Below are 21,235 nucleotides of genomic sequence, written 5' to 3'. Positions count from 1 at the left end.
ATGCGGGGCGTACCGCGGCGGGCCGGCACTTGGGAGGGACACCGTGCATGTGGTGATCATGGGCTGTGGCCGGGTCGGGTCGACCCTCGCCCACAGCCTGGAGTCCCGGGGGCACTCGGTGGCCGTGATCGACCAGGACGCCGACGCGTTCCGGCGGCTGGGTCCCGACTTCGCCGGGATCACGGTCACCGGGGCGGGCTTCGACGGCGAGGTGCTGCGCGAGGCCGGCATCGAGCGGGCCGACGCGTTCGCCGCGGTCTCCAGCGGCGACAACTCCAACATCATCTCGGCCCGGCTGGCCCGCGAGACGTTCGGCGTGTCCCGGGTCGCCGCCCGCATCTACGACCAGCGCCGCGCCCAGGTCTACGAGCGCCTCGGCATCCCCACCGTGGCCACCGTGCGGTGGACGGCCGAGCGGATGCTGCGGCACCTGGTGGCCGAGGGCAACGTCGAGATCTTCCGCGACCCGACCAGCACCGTGTCGATCATCGAGGTGCCGGTGCACAAGGACTGGATCGGCCGGCCGCTGCGGGCGCTGGAGGAGGCCGCGGGTGCCCGGGTGGCGTACCTGATCCGTTTCGGCATCGGCACCCTGGCCGCCGCCTCCACCGTCGTGCAGGAGGGTGACCAGATCTTCATGCTGGTCACCGACGACATCACCGCGACGGTCTCGTCGGTGGCGGCGGCGCCGCCGGAAGGAGTGCACTGAGCATGCGCATCGCCATCGCCGGCGCCGGCAACGTGGGCCGCTCGATCGCCCAGGAACTGATCGACAACGGCCATCAGGTGATGCTGATCGAGCGCCAGCCGAAGATGCTCCGGCCGGAGCGGGTGCCGGCCGCCGAGTGGGTGCTGGCCGACGCCTGCGAGCTGGCCAGCCTGGACGAGGCCAACCTGGCCGGCTGCGACGTGGTGGTCGCCGCCACCGGCGACGACAAGGTCAACCTGGTGGTGTCGCTGCTGGCCAAGACCGAGTTCGCGGTGCCGCGGGTGGTGGCCCGGGTGAACCGGGCGGAGAACGAGTGGCTCTTCACCGAGCAGTGGGGCGTCGACGTCGCGGTGAGCAAGCCGCGGGTGATGGCCGCCCTGGTCGAGGAGGCGGTCACCGTCGGCGACCTGGTCCGTCTGATGACCTTCCGGCAGGGCGAGGCGAACCTCGTCGAGATCACCCTGCCACCGAGCGCGCCGCACGTGGGGCACCCGATCCATCAGGTGCCGCTCCCCCGCGACGCCGCCCTGGTGGCCATCCTGCGCGGCAAGCGGGTGCTGGTGCCCAGCCCGGACGACCCGATCGAGGCGGGCGACGAGCTGATCTTCGTCTGCACGGCCGAGGTGGAGGACGAGGTCCGGGCGGTCATCCTCGGCCCGGACAGCGTCGAACGGACCCGCGGGGCGGCCGGCTGAGCCGGACCGCCGCGGCCGGTCGGGCTCAGGCGCCGGCGCCCGGCAGCGGCGTGACGCCCGGTTCGCGGGTCACCCGACGGACCACCCAGACCGTGATCAGCAGCAGCAGGGCGTACGGCGGGTAGCCCAGGGCCAGCCGGGCCACGCCCAGCGCGGTGTCCTGGTGGGCCAGGTAGAGCGTGGCCTGCACCCCCACCTTGGCCAGCCAGACCACCCCCCAGAGCACGGTGAGCTGGGTGAACGTGCGCACCAGCTTTGGATCGTCCCGCCACTCCGACCGGCCCTTGGCCACCAGCACCGACCAGATCCACCCGACCAGCGGCTGCCGGATCACGGCCGACAGCAGCAGCGCCAGGCCGTAACCGATGCCGTACAGGATGCCGGGCAGGTAGAAGTCCCGCTCGTTGCCGGTGCGCCAGGCGATGGCCGCGCCGATCGCGATGCCGAACAGCCCGTTGACCGCGTGCCGGATCGGCCGGCGCTGGGCCAGCCGGACCACGGCGATCAGCACCGCCACCCCGACCGAGGCGATCACCGCGGGGCGCAGCTCGCCGACGATGTTGGCGAGCACGAACACCACCACCGGGATGCTGGACTCCACCAGCCCCCGCCAGCCGCCGAGCTGGTCGGCCATCTGCTCGGCGACGGTGGGCAGCCGCTCGGCGTCCGCGTCGGTCGGCGGCGGGGCGGGGCGCTGCTGTCCGGTGGTCATCGTGGGGCCTCCGTCGGCCGCGTCCGTGGCGTCACTTCGGCGGCTCCAGCTCGTAGTGCGGGTTGTAGATGACCTTGCGGTCGTCGCGGACGGCCATCCGGCCCCGCGCGGTCACGTGCCGGCCCGGCTCGATCCCCGCGATGTGCCGCCGGCCCAGCCAGACCAGGGTGACCACGTCGCTGCCGTCGTACAGGTCGGCCTCCAGGGTCGGCAGGTTCGTCCGCGGCGTGTAGACCACGGTACGCAGCCGGCCGGTGACGCACACCACCTGGCCCCGCCGGCACTGCTCGGCCGGCGTGCCGCCGGAGTCGGCGCTCTCCCGGCGCAGCTCGTCCGCCTCGATCTCGGCCTCGCTCGCGGTGAGCCGATGCAGCAGCCGCCGCAGCGACCCTCGGCTCTGGTCGGTCGTCATGACCTCCGCGTCACCCTCTCCACGCTGACCGGCGCCGCCGGCACTGGGCCGGCCCCGGTGCGCCGGGACCGCCCCGCCAGCGTACGCCGAGGGGACGGTCCCGGCGGAACGGCCGGGTGGGCCTCAGACCTCGCGGGGCGCCTCGTCCGGGGCGGCCTGGTCGGCCATCTCGCGGGGCAGCCGCAGCGGCAGCGGCTCGCGGACCGGCTTCGCCTCCTGCCCCCGGTCGACCACCAGGCCGTCCAGGCACTCGGCGAGCGGGCCGGCGGCGCCCGGGTCGGTCGCGGCCTGGCCCTGGTAGACGCCGCGGACCATCCAGCGGGGACCGTCGACGCCGACGAACCGGAGGTCGGTCGGGCCGTCCGGGGTACGCACCCGGGCCCTCAGCTCGGTGCCGTACTCCCCCGGCAGTTCCTGGGCCACGGCGCCGTCGTTGCGCAGGGACTGGCGGATCTCCTCCCGCACCTCGTCCCAGATGCCCTCACTGCGGGGCGCGGCGAAGACGCCGAGCTGCAGCGCGTTCTCGCCGTGCACCAGCACCACCTGCTGGATCACGCCCTGCGGATCGGCCTGCACCCGGACCTCGACGTCGGGCACCGCCGGGATCTGCAGGCTGCCCAGGTCGAGTCGGGGCACGTCGGCCGGCGCCTCGGAGACGTCGTACGGGCCACGTGCCGGGGTCGCCGCCTCGTCGGACCCGTACGACCCCAGGGACTCGTCCCCGCCGTGTCGTCCGGCGTTGTCCCGCTTACGGGAGAAGATCACTGCGCCCACCCTCCGCTGTTCACACTCACCCTGCCACCTCTTCGGTCCGCCCGCCGACCCGACCCGGCTCGACGCCGCGCGCCTGGGGGCCGGCCGGCGTCGGGGCCGGCGCCAGCCCGGCGTGCCCGCCGGTGGAGCCGTGCCCACCGGCGCCGCGCCGGGACCCGGGCAGCTCCGCCACCGGCCGGAACTCCGCCCGCGCCACCGGCTGGACGACGAGCTGAGCGATCCGGTCGCCACGGGAGATCCGCGCCGGGGTGGCCCGATCATGGTTGATCAGGTTGACCAGGATCTCACCCCGGTAGCCGGCGTCGACCGTACCGGGCGCGTTGAGCACGGTCACGCCGAGCCTGGCGGCCAGCCCCGAACGGGGATGCACCAGGCCGACGTACCCCTCCGGCAGGGCCACCGCGACGCCGGTGGGCACCAGCGCGCGCCCGCCGGGTGGCAGCTCGACGTCGGCGGCGGCCACCAGGTCGGCCCCGGCGTCACCCGGGTGGGCGTACGTCGGCAGCGGCAGCTCGGGATCGAGCTGCCGCACAGGTACGGGTACCACGTCCGTCACGGTCTCCCTCTTCCTCCGGTTCCCTCTGACCCTGCCCATCCTGCCGAATCCGCCGGCCGACGTGCGCCGTACCCTGGCACGGGTGAGCGTGTCCCCGTCGTCCCCGCCCGCCGCCGCGGCCGTCCCGTACGCCGAACGCCTCGGCCTGCCGTGGTGGTACGCGCTGGCCGGGCTCGCCATCGCGGCGCTGCTGGCCATGGAGGTGTGGCTGGGCGGCGCCGGCGTGCGCGCCTGGCTGCCGTTCGTGGTGCTGCTGCCGGTGACCGCCGCCGCCCTGTGGTGGCTGGGCCGGATCCGGGTGGCGGTCCGCGACGGCGAGCTGCTGGTCGACGACGCCCGGCTGCCGGTGCGGTTCGTGGCCGACGCCGTCCCGCTGGACGCCGCCGGGCGGCGTGAGGTGCTGGGGGTCGGCGCGGATCCGCTGGCCTTCGTGGTCCAGCGGCCGTGGATCGGCGGGGCCGTGCAGGTGGTGCTCGCCGACCCGGCCGACCCGACGCCGTTCTGGGTGGTCAGCTCCCGGCACCCGGTCGAGCTGGCCGACGCGATCCTGCGGGCCCGCGACGCCGGCTGACCGCCCGCCCGGGCCCCGGCGACCCGCCGGGGTCAGCTGGCCCGGGCTCCGGCGACCCGAGCGGGTTCACGGCTTCAACGGCCGGTGGGCGCGGCCCCGCTTCAGGTCGCTGCGGAGCTGGTCGGCGAGCGCGCGGGTGGACCGGCGGTTGAGGTAGCCGGCGACCGCGGCGCCGGTCAGGAACGGTCCGAGCGTGGTGAGGTTGCGGCCGAAGCGCTTGAGCAGGCTGTCCCGCAGTTCCTTGCGGGCGGCGGTGCCGAGCACCGCGCTGACCCCGACCCCCGGCGTCATCGGGTTGATCCCGCGCTGGCCGGCCCAGGACTGGACCAGGGCGACCGCTCGCTGGGTGCCGCCGACGGGCACTGGCACCCGGTAGACCTCATGCAGCTCGCCGATCAGCTTCAGCTCGATGGCCACCACGACCACCGTCTCGGCGGCCAGCAGCACCGGCGCGGAGAGCAGGGTGGGGGCGACCGTCCATTCCACCGCCGCGACGCCGCCGCCGGCGGCGCCCACCCCGGCGGTGGCCCGGGCGGCGTTGCGGACCAGTCGCTCGGCCAGCTCCTCGTCGTCCAGCCCGGGAAAGTGGCGGCGCAGCGTCGCCAGGTCCCGGACCGGCACGTGCGGCGCGATCTCGGCGACGGTGTCGGCCATCCAGCGCAGCGCGGCCCGCGGCTTGAACAGGTCTGCCACGCCGCGACCGCGGACCTGGCCGACCAGCCGGGTCAGCAGCTGACGCCGGCGGGCCGCCGGCAGGTCGTCGGCGGTCAGTGCGGCGACCGTCGCGCCGAGGTCGTCGGGGTCCCGCCGGGCCACCGCGGACCCCGGCCGGGATTCGTCCCCGGTGGGTCGGACCGCTGTGGATCCCGGGCGGGGTTCGTCCCCGGTGGATCGGACCGCCGTGAACGCCGGGCGGGGTTCGTCCCCGGTGGGTCGCGGCGTGGACCCGGACGCCCGCCCGCCGTGCTCCGGGCGCGGCACGGCGTCGTGCCGAGCGTCGGCGGTCAGGGCGGCCTCGTCCGGGCCGGAAGCCGGCTCGGAGCCGGCGGCCGGGTCGTCGCGGCCGGAACCCATCGAGGAGTCGTCCGGACCGGTCCGTCCGCCGCGCCACTTCACGCCGCCACCCCGTTCCACCCGGCGCCGGCACCCGCCGCGCCGGCGGTGCCCATCCGTCCGCTCATGGCGTTCGAACTCCCCGGTTCCGGTGCTCCGGAAACCACCCGGCACGGGTCAGGCGGCCCACCGGCCGCGGCGCCGGGCGGCTCGAACAGCGGCGGCCCCGACCGGGAGGCCGCCGCCGGTGACTGGCATCGTGGTCAGACGCACTCGCGACAGATCAGCTCGCCGTTGCGCTCGGCCGCCAGCTGGCTGCGGTGGTGCACGAGGAAGCAGCGGGCGCACCGGAACTCGTCCTGCTGCATCGGTAGCACCTTGACCGTCAGCTCCTCGTCAGCGAGGTCGGCGCCGGGCAGCTCGAAGCTCTCCGCCACCTCTGCCTCGTCGACGTCCACGGCACCGGACTGCGAGTCGACCCGGCGGGCCTTGAGCTCCTCCAGGCTGTCCTCGCCGAGGTCGACCTCATCGCGACGCGGAGCGTCGTAGTCGGTGGCCATCGGTTTCACTCTCCCATATCGATATTGTCGCTTCCCGGTTGTAACGCCGGACGACGTTGTTTCGGTTCCGCTGGCCGGCCACCATTTGTGTCGGTCTCCCGACCCGCCGACCGGCCGGATCGAGGCCGCCAGAGAAACGCCCCAGCGAGCGCGGTACCTTACCCTCCCCTCGGGCGAGGCATGTATACCGCCCTCGTGGCAGGGATGTACGCCCCTACGCCGGAAGTTGTTCCCAATGTGACTCAGGCGACACGAAGATAGGGGTAGTACTACCTGGTTCCCGGGTGGCGCGCCGGCATGTCCGGCTGTTTCCACGCGACGGCCGGACACCCGTTAACCTCAGCGGCGTAATCGACGCCGGGGCCGGCTCCGCCCCGGCCGCCACCCACCATCGCCCGGGGAGCGCCCAGATGAGCTTTGCGCGAGTGCGAGCACTCGTTGTCGTCGGTCTGCTGGCGGTCGTCGCCCTGGTGTTCGTGGTGGTGGCGGTGGTCCGTGACAGCCAGGGCAACGCGGTCGACGCGAAGAGCTGCCCCGACGGCTGGCCGCTGGCGGACCTGCGGCTCCGCGAGCAGAAGGACGTCAAGATCAACGTCTACAACGCGACCGACCAACCGGGCCGGGCCGGGGACGTCGCGGACGACTTCCGCAACCGCAAGTTCCAGGTGAAGAAGGTCGGCAACGCCCCGAAGGCCGTCGACGACGTGGCGGTGCTGCGGTACGGCCCGAAGGGGGTCGGCTCGGCGCAACTGCTGCAGGCCTACTTCCTCAGCAACGCCACGCCCGCGTACGACGCGAAGCGCAAGGACGACACCGTCGACGTGGTGCTGGGCAGCCGCTTCCAGCAGCTGGCCACCACCACCGAGGTGAACCAGGCCCTGGGCGACCTGGGCGCGCCGGACCTGCCCACGGGCACCTGCCCGATGCCGGTCGACAAGTGACCGGCCCGGCGGGCGGCCGGTGGGCCGCCCGCCGCTTCCGGCGCGGCTGCGGCCCGCCGCGGGCCATCCGGGCCGCTCAGGGGCCGCCCACCGCCCCCGCCGCTCAGGGGCCGCCCGCTGCGTCCAGCTCGACGAGCCGGTCGTGCAGCGGCCCGAACAGCGCCGGCGGCGCGGCCACCACCAGGTCCGGTCCGGCCGCCCGGCCGGCCAGCCCGCCGACCCGCAGCCCCGCCTCGGTGGCCACCAGCCCGCCGGCCGCCAGGTCCCAGGCGTTGAGCCCCTTCTCGTAGTACGCGTCCACCCGCCCCTCGGCGGCCAGGCAGAGGTCGATCGCCGCGGCGCCGAACCGGCGAATGTCCCGCACCTGCTCGATCAGGCCGGTCACCACCCGGGCCTGGTGCAGCCGGCGCTTCGCGTCGTAGCCGAACCCGGTGGCGACCAGCGCCTGCTCCAGGTCGGTCTCGGTGGAGCAGCGCAGCGACACGCCGTCCCGGTACGCCCCGCCGCCGCGGGTGGCGGTCCACTCCTCGCCGGTGTTGATGTTGCGGACCACCCCGGCGACCACCTCGCCGGCCACCTCAGCGGCCAGCGAAACGGCCGAGTTCGGCAGGCCGTACAGGTAGTTCACGGTGCCGTCGATCGGGTCGACGATCCACCGTACGCCGTCCGGGTCGGCGGGGCCGGTGTCGCCCTCGCCGTACTCCTCCCCCAGCACCGCGTCCCCGGGGCGGAGCCGGCCCAGGGCGTCCAGCACCTGGCGCTCCACCGCCCGGTCCGCCGCGGTGACCACGTCGGTCGCCGTGCTCTTGGTCGCGGCCACCGAGACCCCCTCGGCCCGCATCCGGTACGCGGTGGCCGCCGCGTCCCGGGCGACGTCGACGGCGATCTCCAACAATTCCCGTGGCGATGGTGATGGTGCCGAACGATCCATGGTCGTCCCCTTCCCCGCACGACTGGGACCTCCACCGTCGCGCGCGAGTATCATCCTTACAAAGTCCATATCCGCGCCGAATCGGCGGCCTCGGCCGCCGGTACGCCGTGCTGCGCAGGATGATCGCGACGGACGGCGTTACAATTCACCCCTACCCACGCGCCACGGACCGCCAACGACCGGCCGGCCCCGCGGCACGGGGGTCCCTCAACCACTCGCCCGGGCGGTGCTCCACGCTGCACCGGACGACCCGGCCGTGCTCGCTCTTCGCCTCCGGAAGGTCATTCGTGACAGAACCCCGCCAGAACGGCGCCGACGTTCGCTCGCTCACCGACACCCTGATCGCCCACGCGCAGAGCGCGGGCGGCCAGCTGACGTCGGCTCAGCTCGCGCGCACCGTCGAGTCCGCCGAGGTGACTCCGGCCCAGGCCAAGAAGATCCTGCGGGCGCTCTCGGAAGCGGGCGTCACCGTGGTCGTCGACGGTTCGGCGAGCACCCGCCGCCGGGTCGCGGCGGCCCGCTCCGCCACTCCGGCGTCCCGGGCCACCACCGCCAAGACCACCAAGAAGGCCGCGCCGGCCCCGAAGCAGGCGCCGGCCGCCGAGGAGGCGCCGGTCGCGCCGGCCCGCAAGGCCGCGCCGCGCAAGGCCGCCGACGCCACCGGCGAGGGGGGCGTCGCCAAGGCCGCCGCGCCGGCCAAGGCGACGAAGGCCACCCGGGCCACCAAGGCCACCGTGGCGGCGAAGGCCGCGGCGAAGCCGACCAAGGCCGGCGGCAAGGGCGAGGGCGCCGAGGGCGAGATCGACCCGGAGGAGCTGGCCGCCGAGATCGAGGACGTGGTGGTCGAGGAGCCGGCGGAGCTGGCCCGGGCCGCCGCGACCGACGCGGCCGCCTCGGCCACCGACAACGACTTCGAGTGGGACGACGAGGAGTCCGAGGCGCTCAAGCAGGCGCGTCGCGACGCCGAGCTGACCGCGTCCGCCGACTCCGTCCGGGCGTACCTCAAGCAGATCGGCAAGGTGCCGCTGCTCAACGCCGAGCAGGAGGTCGAGCTCGCCAAGCGGATCGAGGCCGGCCTGTACGCCGCCGAGCGGCTGCGCGCCGCCGACGAGGGCGAGGAGAAGCTCACCCGCGAGATGCAGCGCGACCTGCTCTGGATCTCCCGGGACGGGGAGCGGGCCAAGAACCACCTGCTGGAGGCCAACCTGCGGCTGGTCGTCTCGCTGGCCAAGCGGTACACCGGCCGGGGCATGGCCTTCCTGGACCTGATCCAGGAGGGCAACCTGGGCCTGATCCGCGCGGTGGAGAAGTTCGACTACACCAAGGGCTACAAGTTCTCCACCTACGCCACCTGGTGGATCCGCCAGGCCATCACCCGCGCCATGGCCGACCAGGCCCGCACCATCCGCATCCCGGTGCACATGGTCGAGGTGATCAACAAGCTCGGCCGCATACAGCGCGAGTTGCTCCAGGATCTGGGCCGCGAGCCCACCCCGGAGGAGTTGGCCAAGGAGATGGACATCACCCCGGAGAAGGTGCTGGAGATCCAGCAGTACGCCCGGGAGCCCATCTCGCTCGACCAGACCATCGGCGACGAGGGCGACAGCCAGCTCGGCGACTTCATCGAGGACTCGGAGGCCGTGGTCGCGGTCGACGCGGTCTCCTTCTCGCTGCTGCAGGACCAGCTCCAGCAGGTGCTGCAGACGCTCTCCGAGCGGGAGGCGGGCGTGGTCCGGCTGCGCTTCGGCCTGACCGACGGCCAGCCGCGCACCCTGGACGAGATCGGCCAGGTCTACGGGGTGACCCGGGAGCGGATCCGGCAGATCGAGTCGAAGACCATGTCGAAGCTGCGGCACCCGTCCCGCTCGCAGGTGCTGCGCGACTACCTGGACTGACCGACTTTCGTCAACCGGCCGTGTCGCTTTGATCACGTGGCGTGCAACACCACATGGTGACCGGTCGGTTGCACGAATGTGATCGTTGACGTGGCACCCTGGGTGCACGGCACACTGTGCCTGCCATGTGTGACCTCGGTCCCCCGCGGGCACTCAGGGAAGGCAGCGCCCCACAAGGGTGTTGCAGGATAGGTGAGCAACGACCGAAGAGATTGTTCATCGGTGACGACCAGAGGAGGAAGGCGATGACCCCGACCCTCACGCCGCCGCCCGAGACGGTGGCCCCCCCGGCCGCCGATGAACGGTGCGACCGCTGCAATGCTGCCGGCAAGCTCCGCATCACTCTGGCTGGTGGTAGCGAGTTGGTGTTCTGTGGGCACCACGCGAACAAGTACGCGGAGGATCTGGTGAAGATCACCGTGCGGTACGCGACGGACCCGGAGTTCAGCTGGCGAGGCGCGGATCTGATGGCGAACTGATTCCAGAAACACCGCAAAACCGACATAGCCGACCGGAGGGGCCCAGGCCCCTCCGGTCGGCTTTTCGCACTCGTCCCGTCTCCGCCGGGAAGTGGTCGACTCGGCCTTGTCCAGCAGCGCCACCCCTCGAAGATCCACGTGGCGCCCGCCGTCCCATCGCGGCACCCGGGAAGACCACCTGCCGCGTCTCGGGCCCATCCCCGCACCCGACCAGGCCCACCTGCCGCACCCCGGCCCATCCCGCCGATCCCCACAGCGCGAGTGGCCCATCAAGGCCGCTGAAAAAGCCCTCACGCCGCAATCCGGCCCAAACATCGAGGGTCGGCCCCGCGCCCGGCTCCGACGTTCGAGGGTCGGCCCCGCGCCCGTCGACCGAGAGCCCGAGGCGGGTCAGAGCGTCTGGACGGTGGCGATCCGTTCCTCCAGCTGCTCGATGGTGGCCTGGGCGCTCGGCGGACCGCCGCACAGCCGCCGCAACTCCGCGTGGATCTTGCCGTGCGGCTGCCCGGTGCGGTGGTGCTGGGCGGCCACCAGCGCGTTCAACTGGCGCCTGAGGGCCACCCGCCGCTGGGCGGCACTCATCGGCGCGGGCGGCGGGGTCGGGGCCGCAGCGGCCGGCTCAGCGGCCCGCGCGGCCGACCGGCGGCGCTGGGCGGCGATCTGCTCGGCCTGACGCTTGCTGAGCAGCAGGGAAACCTGGTCGGCGGTGAGCAGCCCGGGCAGGCCGAGGTATTCCTCCTCCTCCGGGGTGCCCGCCTGCGCGGCGGTGCCGAAGGACGCTCCGTCGAAGATCACCTGGTCCAGCTCGGCCGTGGCGGAGAGCGCGGCGAAGCGCTTCTCCAGTTCCCCACTGGCCTGGTCGTCGCGCTGGGCACGCGCCAACAGCTCGTCGTCGAAGCCCTCGCGGTCCTTGGGCTTGCCGAGCACGTGGTCCCGCTCGGCCTCCATCTCGCTGGCCAGCCCGAGCAGGTGCGGCACGCTGGGCAGGAACACCGAGGCGGTCTCCCCCGGCCGGCGGGCCCGGACGAACCGGCCGATGGCCTGCGCGAAGTAGAGCGGCGTGCTGGCGCTGGTGGCGTACACGCCGACCGCCAGGCGGGGGATGTCCACGCCCTCGGAGACCATCCGCACCGCGACCAGCCAGCGCTGCCCGGACGCCGCGAACGTCGCGATCCGCGCGGAGGCGCCCTGGTCGTCGGAGAGCACCACCGTGGCCCGCTCGCCGGTCACCTGCTCGATCAGCTTCGCGTACGCGCGGGCGTTCTGCTGGTCGCTGGCGATCACCAGGCCACCCGCGTCGGGCATGCCGGCGTTGCGCAGCACGGTCAGCCGGGCGTCGGCCGCCCGCAGGACCTGCGGCATCCAGTCGCCGGCCGGGTCGAGCGCCGTCCGCCAGGCCTGGGCGACCAGGTCCTGGGTCATCGGCTCGCCGAGCCGGGCCGCCAGCTCGTCACCGGCGTTGGTGCGCCACCGGGTCTCCCCGGAGTACGCCAGGAACAGCACCGGCCGCACCACCCCGTCGCGCAGCGCGTCGGCGTAGCCGTAGACGGCGTCGGCGCGGGAGCGCAGCAGCCCGTCCCCGCCCCGCTCGTAGCTGACGAACGGGATCGGGTTGTCGTCGGAGCGGAACGGCGTACCGGTGAGCATCAGCCGGCGTACGGCGGGCTCGAAGGCCGCCTTGACCCCGTCCCCCCAGGTACGCGAGTCGCCGGCGTGGTGGATCTCGTCGAGGACGACCAGGGTGCGCCGGGTCATCGTGCGCCGGCGGTGCACCTGCGGCGCCATCCCGACCTGCGCGTACGTCACCACGGCGCCGTGGAAGTCGGCGGCGGAGTGCAGGTCGGCGTTGCGGAACGCGGCGTCCAACTGGATGCCGACCCGCGCGGCCGACTCGGCCCACTGGGACTTCAGGTGCTCGGTGGGGGCGACCACGGTGACCGCCTCGACGGTGCCGTCGGCGAGCAGCTCGGCGGCGATGCGCAGCGCGAAGGTGGTCTTGCCCGCGCCTGGGGTGGCGACGGCGGTGAAGTCCTCCGTCCGGCGGCGCAGGTATTCCACCAGCGCCCGGCGCTGCCAGGCGCGTAGGGCCGGAAACGTCTCGAGCACCGGCGTCCGGGCTGCCACGCGAAGGCTCCTCTCCGACCGCACCTGGCGGACCCGGGCCGAGGGCCACGGGTGCCGCCGCCCATGAAAACGCCTCCGCGCAGAAGCTGCCGCGAAGGCCGACTCAGCATAACCAGCGGAGCCCGTCCGGCCCAGGCGACGCCACGCTGGTCACATCCGTCACTCCCGACTTGCGGTGAACCGGGTCGACGGGTCAGGGCTGCGGGCCGGGCGTCCCGGTGTGCGGCGGGCGCAGCGTCGCCACCGGGGCCGACCAGCGGCGGCGCAGCGAGACCAGGCGCAGCAGGAAGACGCCCACCGCGGCGGCGGTGAGCGGAACGGTGGTCGCCCGGCCGGCCTGGTCCAGCAGGGCGACGGCGATCGCGCCCACCAGCGCGGCCAACGCGTAGATCTCCCGCCGCAGCACCACCGGGATCTCCCCGGTGAGCAGGTCGCGGCCGAGGCCGCCGCCGATCGCGGTGAGCATGCCGATCATGCAGGCGCCGACGGCCGGCACGTGGGCGTCGAGCGCCTTGAGCGTGCCGGTGACGGTGAACAGGGCGAGACCGGCGGCGTCGAGCACCAGCACGGTGGTGCGCAGCCGGGCGAACTGGGGGTGCAGCCAGAAGACGGCGGCGGCGGTGAGCGCCGCGGTGAGCGCGTACCGCCAGTCGCCGAAGGCGAGCGGGGGCACCTCGTCGATCGCCAGGTCCCGGAAGATCCCGCCGCCGAGGGCGGCCACCACGCCGACGAAGACGACGCCGAAGATGTCCAGCCGCTTGGCCACCGCCGCGGAGGCGCCGGACGCGGCGAACACGGCCACCCCGGTCAGATCGGCGACGAGCAGGGCGGTCGAGGTGGTCACCGAGGAAGGGTACGCGGGCGGCCGGCGGGGCCGCCCCCGATCATTCGGTCCAGGAGTCGTAGATCTCCTTGCACTTCGGGCACACCGGCGAGCCGGGCTTGGCCGCCTTGGTGACCGGGAAGGTCTCGCCGCAGAGCGCGACCACGTAGGTGCCCATCACGGCGCTCTCCGCGATCTTCTCCTTGCGGACGTAGTGGAACATCTCCGGACCGGTGTCGGCGTCCTTCACCTCGGGACGCTCGAGAACCTCTGTGCTCACCGCCACACCTCCCACCTTCTTCAACTCTCCAGTCTGACAGGCCGGTCCGGACGGGGTCCACCGGAGGCACCCACCGACGGCGGGCCGTACGGTAACGGAGATGACCAGATTTCACATCCGCCCCGGCGCCGAGGTGGCCGCCGCCCTGCGCGACGGCCGCCCCGTCGTGGCCCTGGAGAGCACCATCGTCTCGCACGGCCTGCCCCGTCCCGACAATCTCCGGGTCGCCCGCGAGATCGAGCAGGCGGTACGCGCCGCCGGCGCGGTCCCGGCCACCATCGGGATGGTCGCCGGCGAGCTGGTGGTCGGCCTCGACGACGCCCAGTTGACCCGGCTGGCCACCGCCGACGGGGTGGCCAAGCTTTCCGTACGCGATCTGGCGGTGGCCGCCGCGACCGGCGCGGACGGCGCCACCACGGTGGCCGCCACCAGCGCGGTGGCCGCCGCCGCCGGGATCGGGGTCTTCGCCACCGGCGGCCTCGGCGGGGTGCACCGGGAGGCGGCGCAGACCTTCGACGAGTCGGCCGACCTGGTCACCCTGGCCCGGACGCCGATCGCGGTGGTCTGCGCCGGGGTGAAGTCGATCCTCGACGTGGGCGCCACCCTGGAGCGGCTGGAGACCCTCGGCGTGGCCGTGCTCGGCTACCGGACCCGGCGCTTCCCCGGCTTCTATCTCACCGATGCCGGCTTCGACCTGGACTGGTCGGTCGACTCGCCCGAGCAGGTCGCCGACGTCCTGGCCGCCCGCGACCAGCAGGGCGTGCATCGCGGCGGGCTGATCGTGGCCAACCCGCTCCCCGTCGACGAGCAGCTCGACCCGGCGCTGCACGACCGCACCCTGGCCGACGGGTTGGCCCGGCTGGGACGCGACGGGGTGACCGGCAAGGCGGTGACCCCGTTCCTGCTTGCCCACTTCCACGCCGCGACGCAGGGGGCGAGCCTGGCGGTGAACGTCCGGATCATCCTGCGCAACGCCGACCTGGCCGCCCGGATCGCGGTAGCCGCGGCCCGGCGCACCGCCACCGCGGCATGAACCACCCCGGCCGCATCATCGTCGTCGGCGACGTCATCACCGACGTGGTGGCGATGCTCTCCGGGCCGCTGGTGACCGGATCGGACACCCCGGCCCGGATCCGGTTCAGCGGCGGCGGGCAGGCGGCCAACACCGCCGCCTGGATCGCCGCGCAGGGCTCCGACGTCACCCTGGTCGGCGCGATCGGCGACGACGAGGCGGGCCGCGACCGGGTGGCCGAGCTGGAACGGGCCGGCGTGCGCTGCGCGGTGGACCGGCACGAGGGTTATCCGACCGGCACGGTGATCGTGCTGACCACCGACGGCGAGCGGACCATGGCCAGCCAACGGGGCGCGAACCTGCGGCTGAGCGCCGCGCACGTCGACGGCGCCCTCGCGGCGGCGCCGGACGCCGCCCACCTGCACCTGTCCGCGTACACCCTGCTGGACGCCGCGTCGCGCGGCGCGGGCCTGCGGGCCCTGGCCGCGGCCCGCGAGCGCGGCCTGACCACCAGCGTCGACGCGGCGTCCGCGGCGCCGCTGCGGCGGGTCGGGGCGGCCTTCCTGACCTGGGTACGCGACGTCGACCTGCTGCTGGTCAACACCGACGAGGCGACGGTGCTGGCCGGCGGGCTGGACCCGGCGGCGCAGGCGCGGGCGTTGTCGGCGACGGCCCGGGCGGTGGTGGTCAAGCGGGGCGCGGCGGGCGCGCTCTGGGTGGACCGGTCGGGGCCGGTCGTCACGGCCGAGGCCCGCCGGGTGGTGGCCGTCGACGTGACCGGCGCCGGGGACGCCTTCGCCGCCGGCCTGCTCACCGCCTGGCTCGCCGGGGCGGACCGGCGCACCGCCCTGGACCGCGCCGGTGACCTGGGCGCCCTCGCCGTCACCACGGTCGGCGCCCGGCCGGCGGCCTGAGCCCCCGTCCCCCTCGGGCGGGGGCCGGTCAGGGCTCGGCGTCGATGACCTTGTGCGGGCGTTCCTCCGCGGTGAGCGACATCGGCGGGCTGTCGTCGCGCCGGCGCGGCTGGAACCGGCCGGCCAGGCGGTGCTCCTCCTTGGGCGGGCGATCGTTGGCCAGCAGCACCGCCAGCCAGGGAATCAGCACCATGCCCAGGGCGCACAGGGTGAGCCAGAGCCAGAGCAGCGGCGGCCGCAGGCCGACCAGGACGGCGCCGACCACGATGCAGCCGACCCGGACGCCCATCATCAGCACGTACCGCTTCTGCCGGCTGGTGAGCTGATCGTCCTGGCTGCGCGCGGCATCGGTGATCAGGATCGGCTGGTACTCCTGACGCTTCACCACGGGCCTCCTTTAGGGATCAGCCCTATCCTGTCACTCAAGGCGGTTGATCGGCGACATTCGTCCGTGTTACGTGCGTGGTACGCTCCGCTCGTGGGCAGCCGGTTCAGCTTCACCGACGAGGCGTTGGGCAACCTTCGGGTCTACGACGTCACACCGGGTGAGGTCTGGGAGGCGCTGCACAGCACGCGACGGGTGATCCGGCACCTGGGCGACGACGTGATGGTGGTCTACGCCGCCGCCCGCCGCGGCCGGCGGCTGGCCGTGCTGCTCGCCGAGGCCGACGGCATCGACAACGACTGGGACGTCCTCTCCGCCCGGGAGCTGACCGAGGTCGAGGCCAAGCGCTACGACGAGGCCGTGCGGAGAGCACGCCGATGAGGAGGCGGTCACGATGAACCGGGCCGAGGCGACCAAGCGGTTCCACGGCGGCGACGCGCTCGCCGAGCTGATCGACGAGAGCCAGCCGGCGGAGCTGCCGACGCCCGACACCGACGTGCCGATGGTCAGCCGCTCGGTGCGCCTGCCGCTGGAGACGTACGAGCGGGTCCGCGCCGCGGCCGACGCGCGGGGCATCGGCGTCACCACCCTGATGCGGCAGTGGATCGAGGCCGGCCTGGCCGACCTGGACGACTCGGCCACCGTCTCCCTGGCCGACGTGCGCCGGGCGCTGGCGGCGTTGTCCCGCCCGACGGCCGCCTGAGCCGGCCTGCCCCCGGGCCCGGGAGCCGGCCCGCCCGGCCCCGCCCGACCGCCGCCTGAGCGCGGCCGTCCCGACCGCGCGCGGTCAGCCCTTGCCGGCCTTCGCCGCCGCCTTGGCCGCCTGCTTGAACTCGCGCACCCGGCGCAGCGAGTCCGCGTCGGTGATGTCCGCGACCGACCGGTGGGCGCCCTCCTCGCCGTACCCGCCGGCGGCCTCCCGCCAGCCCTCCGGCCGCACGTCGTAGCGCTTGCCGAGCAGGGCGACGAAGATCTGCGCCTTCTGCCGGCCGAATCCGGGCAACTCCCCGATCCGGCGCAGCAGTTCCCGGCCGTCGCTCACCCCGGCCCAGAGCGCGGCGGCGTCGCCGTCGTACCGGTCGACCAGCACCCGGCACATCTCCTGCACCCGGGCCGCCATCGCCTTGGGGAACCGGTGCAGGGCGGGTGGCCGGGCGAAGACCGCGACCAGCGCCTCCGGATCGTACCCGGCCAGCTCGCGGGCGTCCGGGTCGTGCCCCAGCCGCTGGGCGAGCACGTACGGCGAGGAGAACGCCTTCTCCATCGGGATCTGCTGGTCGAGGAGCATGCCGGTGAGCAGGGCCAGCGGGCTGCGCTCCAGCAGCCGGTTGGCCTCGGGGTCGATGGGCAGCGAGAGCGTCATGGCTCCATCCTGCCCGGCGCCGCCCGCCGTACCGCGTCGGCGCCCCGGCGCCGACCTCGCGTTTATGGGTGAGGTTAGGCTGTGCTAACTTCTCCCGGAGGTGGTCGACCGGGACCGCCCGCCGCCGCCGAGGGAGTGCCGCCGTGCCCGTCTCCGCCCGCAGGTCCACCGCGACGCTGGTCGCCGCCGGACTGCTCTCGTTCGGCCTGGCCGCCTGCGGCTCCGGCGGGACGGAGAACGCCGACCCCGGCAAGCCCGGCGACAAGACCATCACCGTCTACAGCGGTCGCAACGAGCAGCTGGTCAAGCCGCTGCTGGACCGGTTCTCGAAGGAGACCGGCATCACCGTCAAGACCCGGTACGCCACCACCGCCCAACTCGCCGCCCAGCTGGTCGAGGAGGGCGACCGCTCCCCCGCCGACGCGTTCTTCGCCCAGGACGCCGGCGCGCTCGGCGCGGTGACCAAGCGGAAGATGTTCGCCACCCTGCCCGCCGCCTCGGTGGAGAAGGTGCCGCAGACCTACCGCTCGCGCGGCGGCGAGTGGGTGGGCGTGAGCGCCCGGTCCCGGGTGCTGGCGTACCACGCGGACAGCGTGCCCGCCGCCGAGCTGCCCAAGTCCGTCTTCGAGCTGACCGACCCGAAGTGGAAGGGCAAGATCGGCGTCGCCCCGACCAACGCCTCCTTCCAGGCGTTCGTCACCGCGATCAAGGTGCAGCACGGCGAGGCGAAGGCGAAGGAGTTCCTGGCCGGCCTCGCCGCGAACGAGCCGCAGATCCGGGAGAACAACATCAAGATCGTCGAGGACGTGCACGCCGGCACCGTCCCGGTCGGCCTGGTCAACCACTACTACCTGGGCGAGGTCGCCAAGGAGCAGGGCACCACGCCGGACGCGCTCAAGGCCAAGCTGCACTTCTTTCCGGGCGGCGACACCGGCGCCCTGGTCAACGTCGCCGGCGTGGGCGTGCTGAAGCGCTCCGCCGAGGACCCGGACACCCGGGCCTTCGTGGACTTCCTGCTCAGCGCCGAATCGCAGAAGTACTTCGCCGAGCAGACCTTCGAGTACCCGGTCGTCGACGGGGTCGCCGGGCCCGCCGGCGTGCCGCCGCTGGCCGACCTGGACAGCCCGGACATCGACCTGAACGACCTGGACACCCTGGACGCCACGATCGCGCTGATCAAGGACTCCGGCCTGGTGCCCTGAGCATGACCACCACCCGTATCGGCGCAGGGCCGGCCCGGACCGGGCCGGCCCGCTTCCGCGTACGCGGGGGGTGGCGGCGGCTGGCGCCCCGCCCGGCGCTGCTCGCGGCGTCGGCCGCCGCGGTCGCCGTGGCCCTGGTCCCGCTGGTCTACCTCGGGGTACGCACCGCCGAGGCGGGCGCCGGCCGGATCGTCGACGAGCTGTGGACCGAGCGGGTCGGCCTGCTCGCCCTGCGCAGCCTCGGCCTGGCCGCCGTGGTGACCGTCGCCTGCGTCCTGCTCGGGGTGGCCGCCGCGTGGCTGGTCACCCGCACCGACCTGCCCGGCCGCCGGGCCTTCGCGGTGCTCGCCGCGCTGCCGCTGGCCGTGCCCACCTACATCGCCGCGTTCGCCTGGGTCTCCACCGTGGACCGCCTGGAAGGCTTCTGGCCGGCCGCGCTGGTGCTCACCCTCTGCTCCTACCCGTACGTCTTCCTGCCGGTCGCCGCGGCGCTGCGCGGCGCGGACGCCGCCCAGGAGGAGGTCTCCCGCTCGCTCGGCCGGGGCGGCTGGCGCACCTTCACCGACGTGACGCTGCGCCAGATCCGGCCGGCCACCGCGGCCGGCGCCCTGCTCGTGGCGCTCTACGTGCTCTCCGACTTCGGCGCGGTGTCGATCCTGCGTGCGGACACCTTCACCCGGGCCATCTTCATCGCCTTCGACCTGGGGTTCGACCGCACCGGCGCGCTGGTGCTCTCCTGCGTGCTGGTGGCGCTGACCGTGCTGCTGCTGACCGGCGAGACGCTCACCCGCCGCCGCGGCGCCCGGTACGCCCGCCTCGGGGGCACCCGCCGGCCACCGGCCCGGCTGCGCCTCGGCGCGGCCCGCTGGCCGGCCCTGGCCGGGCTGCTCGGCGTCGCCGCGCTGGCGCTGGGCGTGCCGGCGGTCAGCCTGGGCCGGCGGCTGGCCAGCGGGGTGTCCCGCCCCGGCGCGCTCACCGAGGTGCTCGCCGCGACCGGCAACTCGCTGGGCTTCTCGCTGGCCGGCGCCGCGCTGACCATGCTGCTCGCACTGCCGCTGGGGCTGCTCACCGCCCGCGCGCCGGGTCCGCTGGCCACCGCCCTGGACCGGCTGGCGTACCTCGCCCACGCGCTGCCCGGCGTGGTGATCGGGCTGTCGCTGATCTTCTTCGGCATCACCGTGGCGTACCCGCTGTACCAGAAGCCGTGGCTGCTGGCGCTGGCGTACGGCACGCTCTTCCTGCCGCTGGCGGTCGGCGCGGTGGCCGGTGCCGCCGCCCAGGCCCCGCCCGGGCTGGAGGAGGTGGCCCGCTCGCTGGGCCGTGGACCGTGGACGGTGCTGCGCACGGTCACCCTGCCGCTGACCCTGCCCGCCGTCGGCGCGGGCGCGGCGCTGGTCTTCCTCAGCTGCATGAAGGAACTTCCCGCCACCCTGCTGCTGCGCCCGACCGGCACCGACACCCTGGCCACCGAGCTGTGGACGCACACCGGGGTCGGCGCGTACGCGGCGGCGGCCCCGTACGCCGCCCTGCTGGTGGCCATCTCGGCGGTGCCGACCTGGCTGCTGGTGGCCCGCAGCGGCCTGCTGGACAAGGAGGATCGGTGATGAGCGAGGTCGTGCTCACCGGCGTGGTCAAGCGGTACGGCCGGGTCGCCGCCCTGGACGGGGTGGACCTGACCGTCCCGGCCGGCGAGCTGACCGCCGTGCTGGGCCCGTCCGGCTGCGGCAAGACCACCCTGCTGCGCTGCCTGGCCGGCTTCGAACGGCTGGACGCCGGGGAGATCCGGCTGGACGGCCGCCCGGTCGCCGGAGGCGGGCGGCACGTGCCGGCGCACCGGCGGCGGATCGCCGTGGTGCCGCAGGAGGGCGCGCTGTTCCCGCACCTGAGCGTCGCCGCGAACGTCGGCTACGGGCTGGACCGGTCGGCGCGGCGCGGCGACCGGGTGGACGAGGTGCTGGCCCTGGTGGGCCTCGCCGGGTACGGCAACCGGATGCCGCACCAGCTCTCCGGCGGCCAGCAGCAGCGGGTCGCGGTGGCCCGGGCGCTGGCGCCCCGGCCGTCGCTGGTGCTGCTGGACGAGCCGTTCAGCGCGCTCGACGCCGGGCTGCGCGCCGGGCTGCGGCACGACATCCGGGAGGCGCTGCGCGCCGACGGGGCGACCGCGGTGCTGGTCACCCACGACCAGGGCGAGGCGCTCTCGGTGGCCGACCGGGTGGTGGTGCTGCGCACCGGCCGGGTGGTGCAGGCCGGCACGCCGACCGCGGTCTACCGCGAGCCGGCCGACCAGTGGGTGGCCGGGTTCGTCGGCGAGGCGGTGCTGCTGCCGGCGACGGCCGACGCCGGCCGGGCCGCCACCCCGCTGGGCTCGCTGCCGATCACCGGCGCCGCGCCGGACGGGCCGGTGACCGTGCTGGTCCGCCCCGAGCAGGTACGCATCGTGCCCGTCGCGCAGCCGGGCGCGGTGGCCGCCACGGTGCTGCGGCACGACTTCCACGGCCACGACGCGCTGGTCGCCCTCCGGCTGGCCGACGGCACCCGGATCACCGCCCGGGTCTGGGCCGAGCGGGAACCGGTCCCGGTCGGCGCCGAGGTCGCCGTCGAGGTGGACGGGGCGGCGCGGGCCTGGCCGGCGCCGCCGAGCCCGATCGACCTGCCGGCCATCCCGGTCGGGTGACCGCCCGCCGGCCCGAGCCGGGCCGCCCGGGACGCGCCTGGCCCACCCTCGGGTCGGAGTTCGCTAGTCTCGGATGGTCGTCGGAGAGAGGTGGGCCGTGCCGAGTCTGGAGAGGCCGCGAGCCCCTCCCGACCACGATCAGGACCTCGACCATCCGCTCCAACACTCAC

At 74.4% G+C, this 21,235-nt stretch carries 25 protein-coding genes; 13 read left to right on the top strand and 12 right to left on the bottom strand.

Features of this window, described 5'->3' with window-relative positions:
• The first annotated feature begins 43 nt into the window (after window positions 1-43).
• Complete coding sequence (locus AB0H57_RS01485; protein WP_357501499.1) at window positions 44-709, top strand: TrkA family potassium uptake protein; 666 nt, start codon at window positions 44-46, stop codon at window positions 707-709.
• Window positions 706-1,404 carry a TrkA family potassium uptake protein gene (locus AB0H57_RS01480; RefSeq protein ID WP_357501705.1) on the top strand — a complete coding sequence of 233 codons (699 nt, stop codon included), beginning with the start codon at window positions 706-708 and terminating at the stop codon, window positions 1,402-1,404. Before AB0H57_RS01485 ends, AB0H57_RS01480 begins: the two co-directional genes overlap by 4 nt.
• A 25-nt stretch (window positions 1,405-1,429) precedes the next feature.
• Here the strand turns inward: AB0H57_RS01480 and AB0H57_RS01475 are convergent, their stop codons facing one another.
• The 4 genes from AB0H57_RS01475 to dut all read right to left on the bottom strand — a co-directional run bounded on the left by AB0H57_RS01475 (window position 1,430) and on the right by dut (window position 3,858).
• Entirely contained in the window at window positions 1,430-2,116 is a 687-nt protein-coding gene (locus AB0H57_RS01475) for a DUF3159 domain-containing protein (RefSeq protein ID WP_357501498.1), read from the bottom strand.
• A 31-nt stretch (window positions 2,117-2,147) separates the two neighbouring features.
• Window positions 2,148-2,528, bottom strand: coding sequence for an OB-fold nucleic acid binding domain-containing protein (locus tag AB0H57_RS01470; RefSeq protein WP_357501497.1), 381 nt, complete (start codon window positions 2,526-2,528; stop codon window positions 2,148-2,150).
• A gap of 123 nt (window positions 2,529-2,651) precedes the next feature.
• The gene (locus AB0H57_RS01465) at window positions 2,652-3,293 is read right to left on the bottom strand and encodes a DUF3710 domain-containing protein (protein ID WP_357501496.1); all 642 of its coding nucleotides are present in this window, start codon (window positions 3,291-3,293) and stop codon (window positions 2,652-2,654) included.
• A 25-nt stretch (window positions 3,294-3,318) separates the two neighbouring features.
• Window positions 3,319-3,858: a dUTP diphosphatase gene (dut, locus tag AB0H57_RS01460; RefSeq protein ID WP_357501495.1), complete on the bottom strand. Its 540-nt coding sequence runs from the start codon at window positions 3,856-3,858 to the stop codon at window positions 3,319-3,321.
• Window positions 3,859-3,940: 82 nt separating this feature from the next.
• On the opposite strand from dut, the gene AB0H57_RS01455 reads away from it, so the two are divergent.
• On the top strand, window positions 3,941-4,429 hold the full coding sequence (locus AB0H57_RS01455; protein ID WP_357501494.1) for a DUF3093 domain-containing protein: 489 nt from the start codon (window positions 3,941-3,943) through the stop codon (window positions 4,427-4,429).
• A 66-nt stretch (window positions 4,430-4,495) separates the two neighbouring features.
• Here AB0H57_RS01455 and AB0H57_RS01450 read toward each other — a convergent pair whose 3' ends face one another.
• Both AB0H57_RS01450 and AB0H57_RS01445 read right to left on the bottom strand, forming a co-directional pair.
• The gene (locus AB0H57_RS01450; protein ID WP_357501703.1) at window positions 4,496-5,245 is read right to left on the bottom strand and encodes a hypothetical protein; all 750 of its coding nucleotides are present in this window, start codon (window positions 5,243-5,245) and stop codon (window positions 4,496-4,498) included.
• A gap of 500 nt (window positions 5,246-5,745) precedes the next feature.
• Window positions 5,746-6,042 (bottom strand): DUF4193 domain-containing protein, encoded by a 297-nt coding sequence (locus AB0H57_RS01445; protein ID WP_222953469.1) that lies wholly within the window; start codon window positions 6,040-6,042, stop codon window positions 5,746-5,748.
• 425 nt (window positions 6,043-6,467) lie between these two features.
• Between AB0H57_RS01445 and AB0H57_RS01440 the strand changes: the two genes are divergently transcribed.
• Window positions 6,468-6,983, top strand: a complete 516-nt coding sequence (locus AB0H57_RS01440) for a LytR C-terminal domain-containing protein (protein WP_357501701.1) — start codon at window positions 6,468-6,470, stop codon at window positions 6,981-6,983.
• A 103-nt stretch (window positions 6,984-7,086) separates the two neighbouring features.
• On the opposite strand, the gene AB0H57_RS01435 is transcribed toward AB0H57_RS01440, so the two are convergent.
• Entirely contained in the window at window positions 7,087-7,914 is an 828-nt protein-coding gene (locus AB0H57_RS01435; protein WP_357501493.1) for an inositol monophosphatase family protein, read from the bottom strand.
• A gap of 287 nt (window positions 7,915-8,201) precedes the next feature.
• Here AB0H57_RS01435 and AB0H57_RS01430 point away from each other — a divergent pair, with 287 nt between their 5' ends.
• Together AB0H57_RS01430 and AB0H57_RS01425 are read left to right on the top strand one after the other, a co-directional pair.
• Window positions 8,202-9,809 (top strand): RNA polymerase sigma factor, encoded by a 1,608-nt coding sequence (locus tag AB0H57_RS01430; protein WP_357501492.1) that lies wholly within the window; start codon window positions 8,202-8,204, stop codon window positions 9,807-9,809.
• Between the two features lie 245 nt (window positions 9,810-10,054).
• Complete coding sequence (locus tag AB0H57_RS01425) at window positions 10,055-10,288, top strand: hypothetical protein (protein WP_036374862.1); 234 nt, start codon at window positions 10,055-10,057, stop codon at window positions 10,286-10,288.
• Window positions 10,289-10,678: 390 nt separating this feature from the next.
• Here AB0H57_RS01425 and AB0H57_RS01420 read toward each other — a convergent pair whose 3' ends face one another.
• The 3 genes from AB0H57_RS01420 to AB0H57_RS01410 form a co-directional block, all read right to left on the bottom strand.
• The gene (locus tag AB0H57_RS01420; protein WP_357501491.1) at window positions 10,679-12,412 is read right to left on the bottom strand and encodes a DEAD/DEAH box helicase; all 1,734 of its coding nucleotides are present in this window, start codon (window positions 12,410-12,412) and stop codon (window positions 10,679-10,681) included.
• Window positions 12,413-12,605: 193 nt separating this feature from the next.
• Window positions 12,606-13,256, bottom strand: a complete 651-nt coding sequence (locus tag AB0H57_RS01415; protein WP_357501490.1) for a TRIC cation channel family protein — start codon at window positions 13,254-13,256, stop codon at window positions 12,606-12,608.
• Window positions 13,257-13,296: 40 nt separating this feature from the next.
• A complete protein-coding gene (locus tag AB0H57_RS01410; protein WP_357501489.1) occupies window positions 13,297-13,521 on the bottom strand; it encodes a DUF3039 domain-containing protein in 225 nt (74 codons plus the stop codon).
• Window positions 13,522-13,615: 94 nt separating this feature from the next.
• Here AB0H57_RS01410 and AB0H57_RS01405 point away from each other — a divergent pair, with 94 nt between their 5' ends.
• On the top strand, window positions 13,616-14,548 hold the full coding sequence (locus tag AB0H57_RS01405) for a pseudouridine-5'-phosphate glycosidase (protein ID WP_357501488.1): 933 nt from the start codon (window positions 13,616-13,618) through the stop codon (window positions 14,546-14,548).
• Window positions 14,545-15,441, top strand: a complete 897-nt coding sequence (locus AB0H57_RS01400; RefSeq protein ID WP_357501487.1) for a carbohydrate kinase family protein — start codon at window positions 14,545-14,547, stop codon at window positions 15,439-15,441. Before AB0H57_RS01405 ends, AB0H57_RS01400 begins: the two co-directional genes overlap by 4 nt.
• Before the next feature lie 28 nt (window positions 15,442-15,469).
• Here the strand turns inward: AB0H57_RS01400 and AB0H57_RS01395 are convergent, their stop codons facing one another.
• Complete coding sequence (locus AB0H57_RS01395) at window positions 15,470-15,826, bottom strand: DUF3099 domain-containing protein (protein ID WP_357501486.1); 357 nt, start codon at window positions 15,824-15,826, stop codon at window positions 15,470-15,472.
• 93 nt (window positions 15,827-15,919) lie between these two features.
• Here AB0H57_RS01395 and AB0H57_RS01390 point away from each other — a divergent pair, with 93 nt between their 5' ends.
• Window positions 15,920-16,207 (top strand): hypothetical protein, encoded by a 288-nt coding sequence (locus AB0H57_RS01390; protein WP_357501485.1) that lies wholly within the window; start codon window positions 15,920-15,922, stop codon window positions 16,205-16,207.
• Window positions 16,208-16,220: 13 nt separating this feature from the next.
• On the top strand, window positions 16,221-16,529 hold the full coding sequence (locus tag AB0H57_RS01385; RefSeq protein WP_357501484.1) for a hypothetical protein: 309 nt from the start codon (window positions 16,221-16,223) through the stop codon (window positions 16,527-16,529).
• Between the two features lie 84 nt (window positions 16,530-16,613).
• Here the strand turns inward: AB0H57_RS01385 and AB0H57_RS01380 are convergent, their stop codons facing one another.
• Window positions 16,614-17,189, bottom strand: a complete 576-nt coding sequence (locus AB0H57_RS01380; protein WP_357501483.1) for an HhH-GPD-type base excision DNA repair protein — start codon at window positions 17,187-17,189, stop codon at window positions 16,614-16,616.
• Window positions 17,190-17,332: 143 nt separating this feature from the next.
• Here AB0H57_RS01380 and AB0H57_RS01375 point away from each other — a divergent pair, with 143 nt between their 5' ends.
• From AB0H57_RS01375 to AB0H57_RS01365, 3 genes are read left to right on the top strand one after another with little or no spacing between them, the layout of a single operon-like run.
• On the top strand, window positions 17,333-18,391 hold the full coding sequence (locus AB0H57_RS01375) for an iron ABC transporter substrate-binding protein (RefSeq protein ID WP_357501482.1): 1,059 nt from the start codon (window positions 17,333-17,335) through the stop codon (window positions 18,389-18,391).
• A 2-nt stretch (window positions 18,392-18,393) separates the two neighbouring features.
• Window positions 18,394-19,995 (top strand): iron ABC transporter permease, encoded by a 1,602-nt coding sequence (locus AB0H57_RS01370; protein ID WP_357501481.1) that lies wholly within the window; start codon window positions 18,394-18,396, stop codon window positions 19,993-19,995.
• Complete coding sequence (locus AB0H57_RS01365; protein WP_357501480.1) at window positions 19,995-21,065, top strand: ABC transporter ATP-binding protein; 1,071 nt, start codon at window positions 19,995-19,997, stop codon at window positions 21,063-21,065. Before AB0H57_RS01370 ends, AB0H57_RS01365 begins: the two co-directional genes overlap by 1 nt.
• The last annotated feature ends 170 nt before the right edge of the window (window positions 21,066-21,235 follow it).

The organism is Micromonospora sp. NPDC050686 (assembly GCF_040654475.1).
Classification (GTDB): Bacteria; Actinomycetota; Actinomycetes; order Mycobacteriales; family Micromonosporaceae; genus Micromonospora.
Note: the sequence above shows the minus strand (reverse complement) of the source record. Positions and strands in the feature narration are given on the sequence as shown.

Coding starts and splice junctions, on each gene's coding strand:
- AB0H57_RS01475 (WP_357501498.1), bottom strand. CDS start 2,116: ATGACCACCGGACAGCAGCGCCCCGCCCCGCCGCCGACCGACGCGGAC.
- AB0H57_RS01470 (WP_357501497.1), bottom strand. CDS start 2,528: ATGACGACCGACCAGAGCCGAGGGTCGCTGCGGCGGCTGCTGCATCGG.
- AB0H57_RS01445 (WP_222953469.1), bottom strand. CDS start 6,042: ATGGCCACCGACTACGACGCTCCGCGTCGCGATGAGGTCGACCTCGGC.
- AB0H57_RS01435 (WP_357501493.1), bottom strand. CDS start 7,914: ATGGATCGTTCGGCACCATCACCATCGCCACGGGAATTGTTGGAGATC.
- AB0H57_RS01425 (WP_036374862.1), top strand. CDS start 10,055: ATGACCCCGACCCTCACGCCGCCGCCCGAGACGGTGGCCCCCCCGGCC.
- AB0H57_RS01405 (WP_357501488.1), top strand. CDS start 13,616: ATGACCAGATTTCACATCCGCCCCGGCGCCGAGGTGGCCGCCGCCCTG.
- AB0H57_RS01400 (WP_357501487.1), top strand. CDS start 14,545: ATGAACCACCCCGGCCGCATCATCGTCGTCGGCGACGTCATCACCGAC.
- AB0H57_RS01385 (WP_357501484.1), top strand. CDS start 16,221: ATGAACCGGGCCGAGGCGACCAAGCGGTTCCACGGCGGCGACGCGCTC.
- AB0H57_RS01380 (WP_357501483.1), bottom strand. CDS start 17,189: ATGACGCTCTCGCTGCCCATCGACCCCGAGGCCAACCGGCTGCTGGAG.
- AB0H57_RS01370 (WP_357501481.1), top strand. CDS start 18,394: ATGACCACCACCCGTATCGGCGCAGGGCCGGCCCGGACCGGGCCGGCC.
- AB0H57_RS01365 (WP_357501480.1), top strand. CDS start 19,995: ATGAGCGAGGTCGTGCTCACCGGCGTGGTCAAGCGGTACGGCCGGGTC.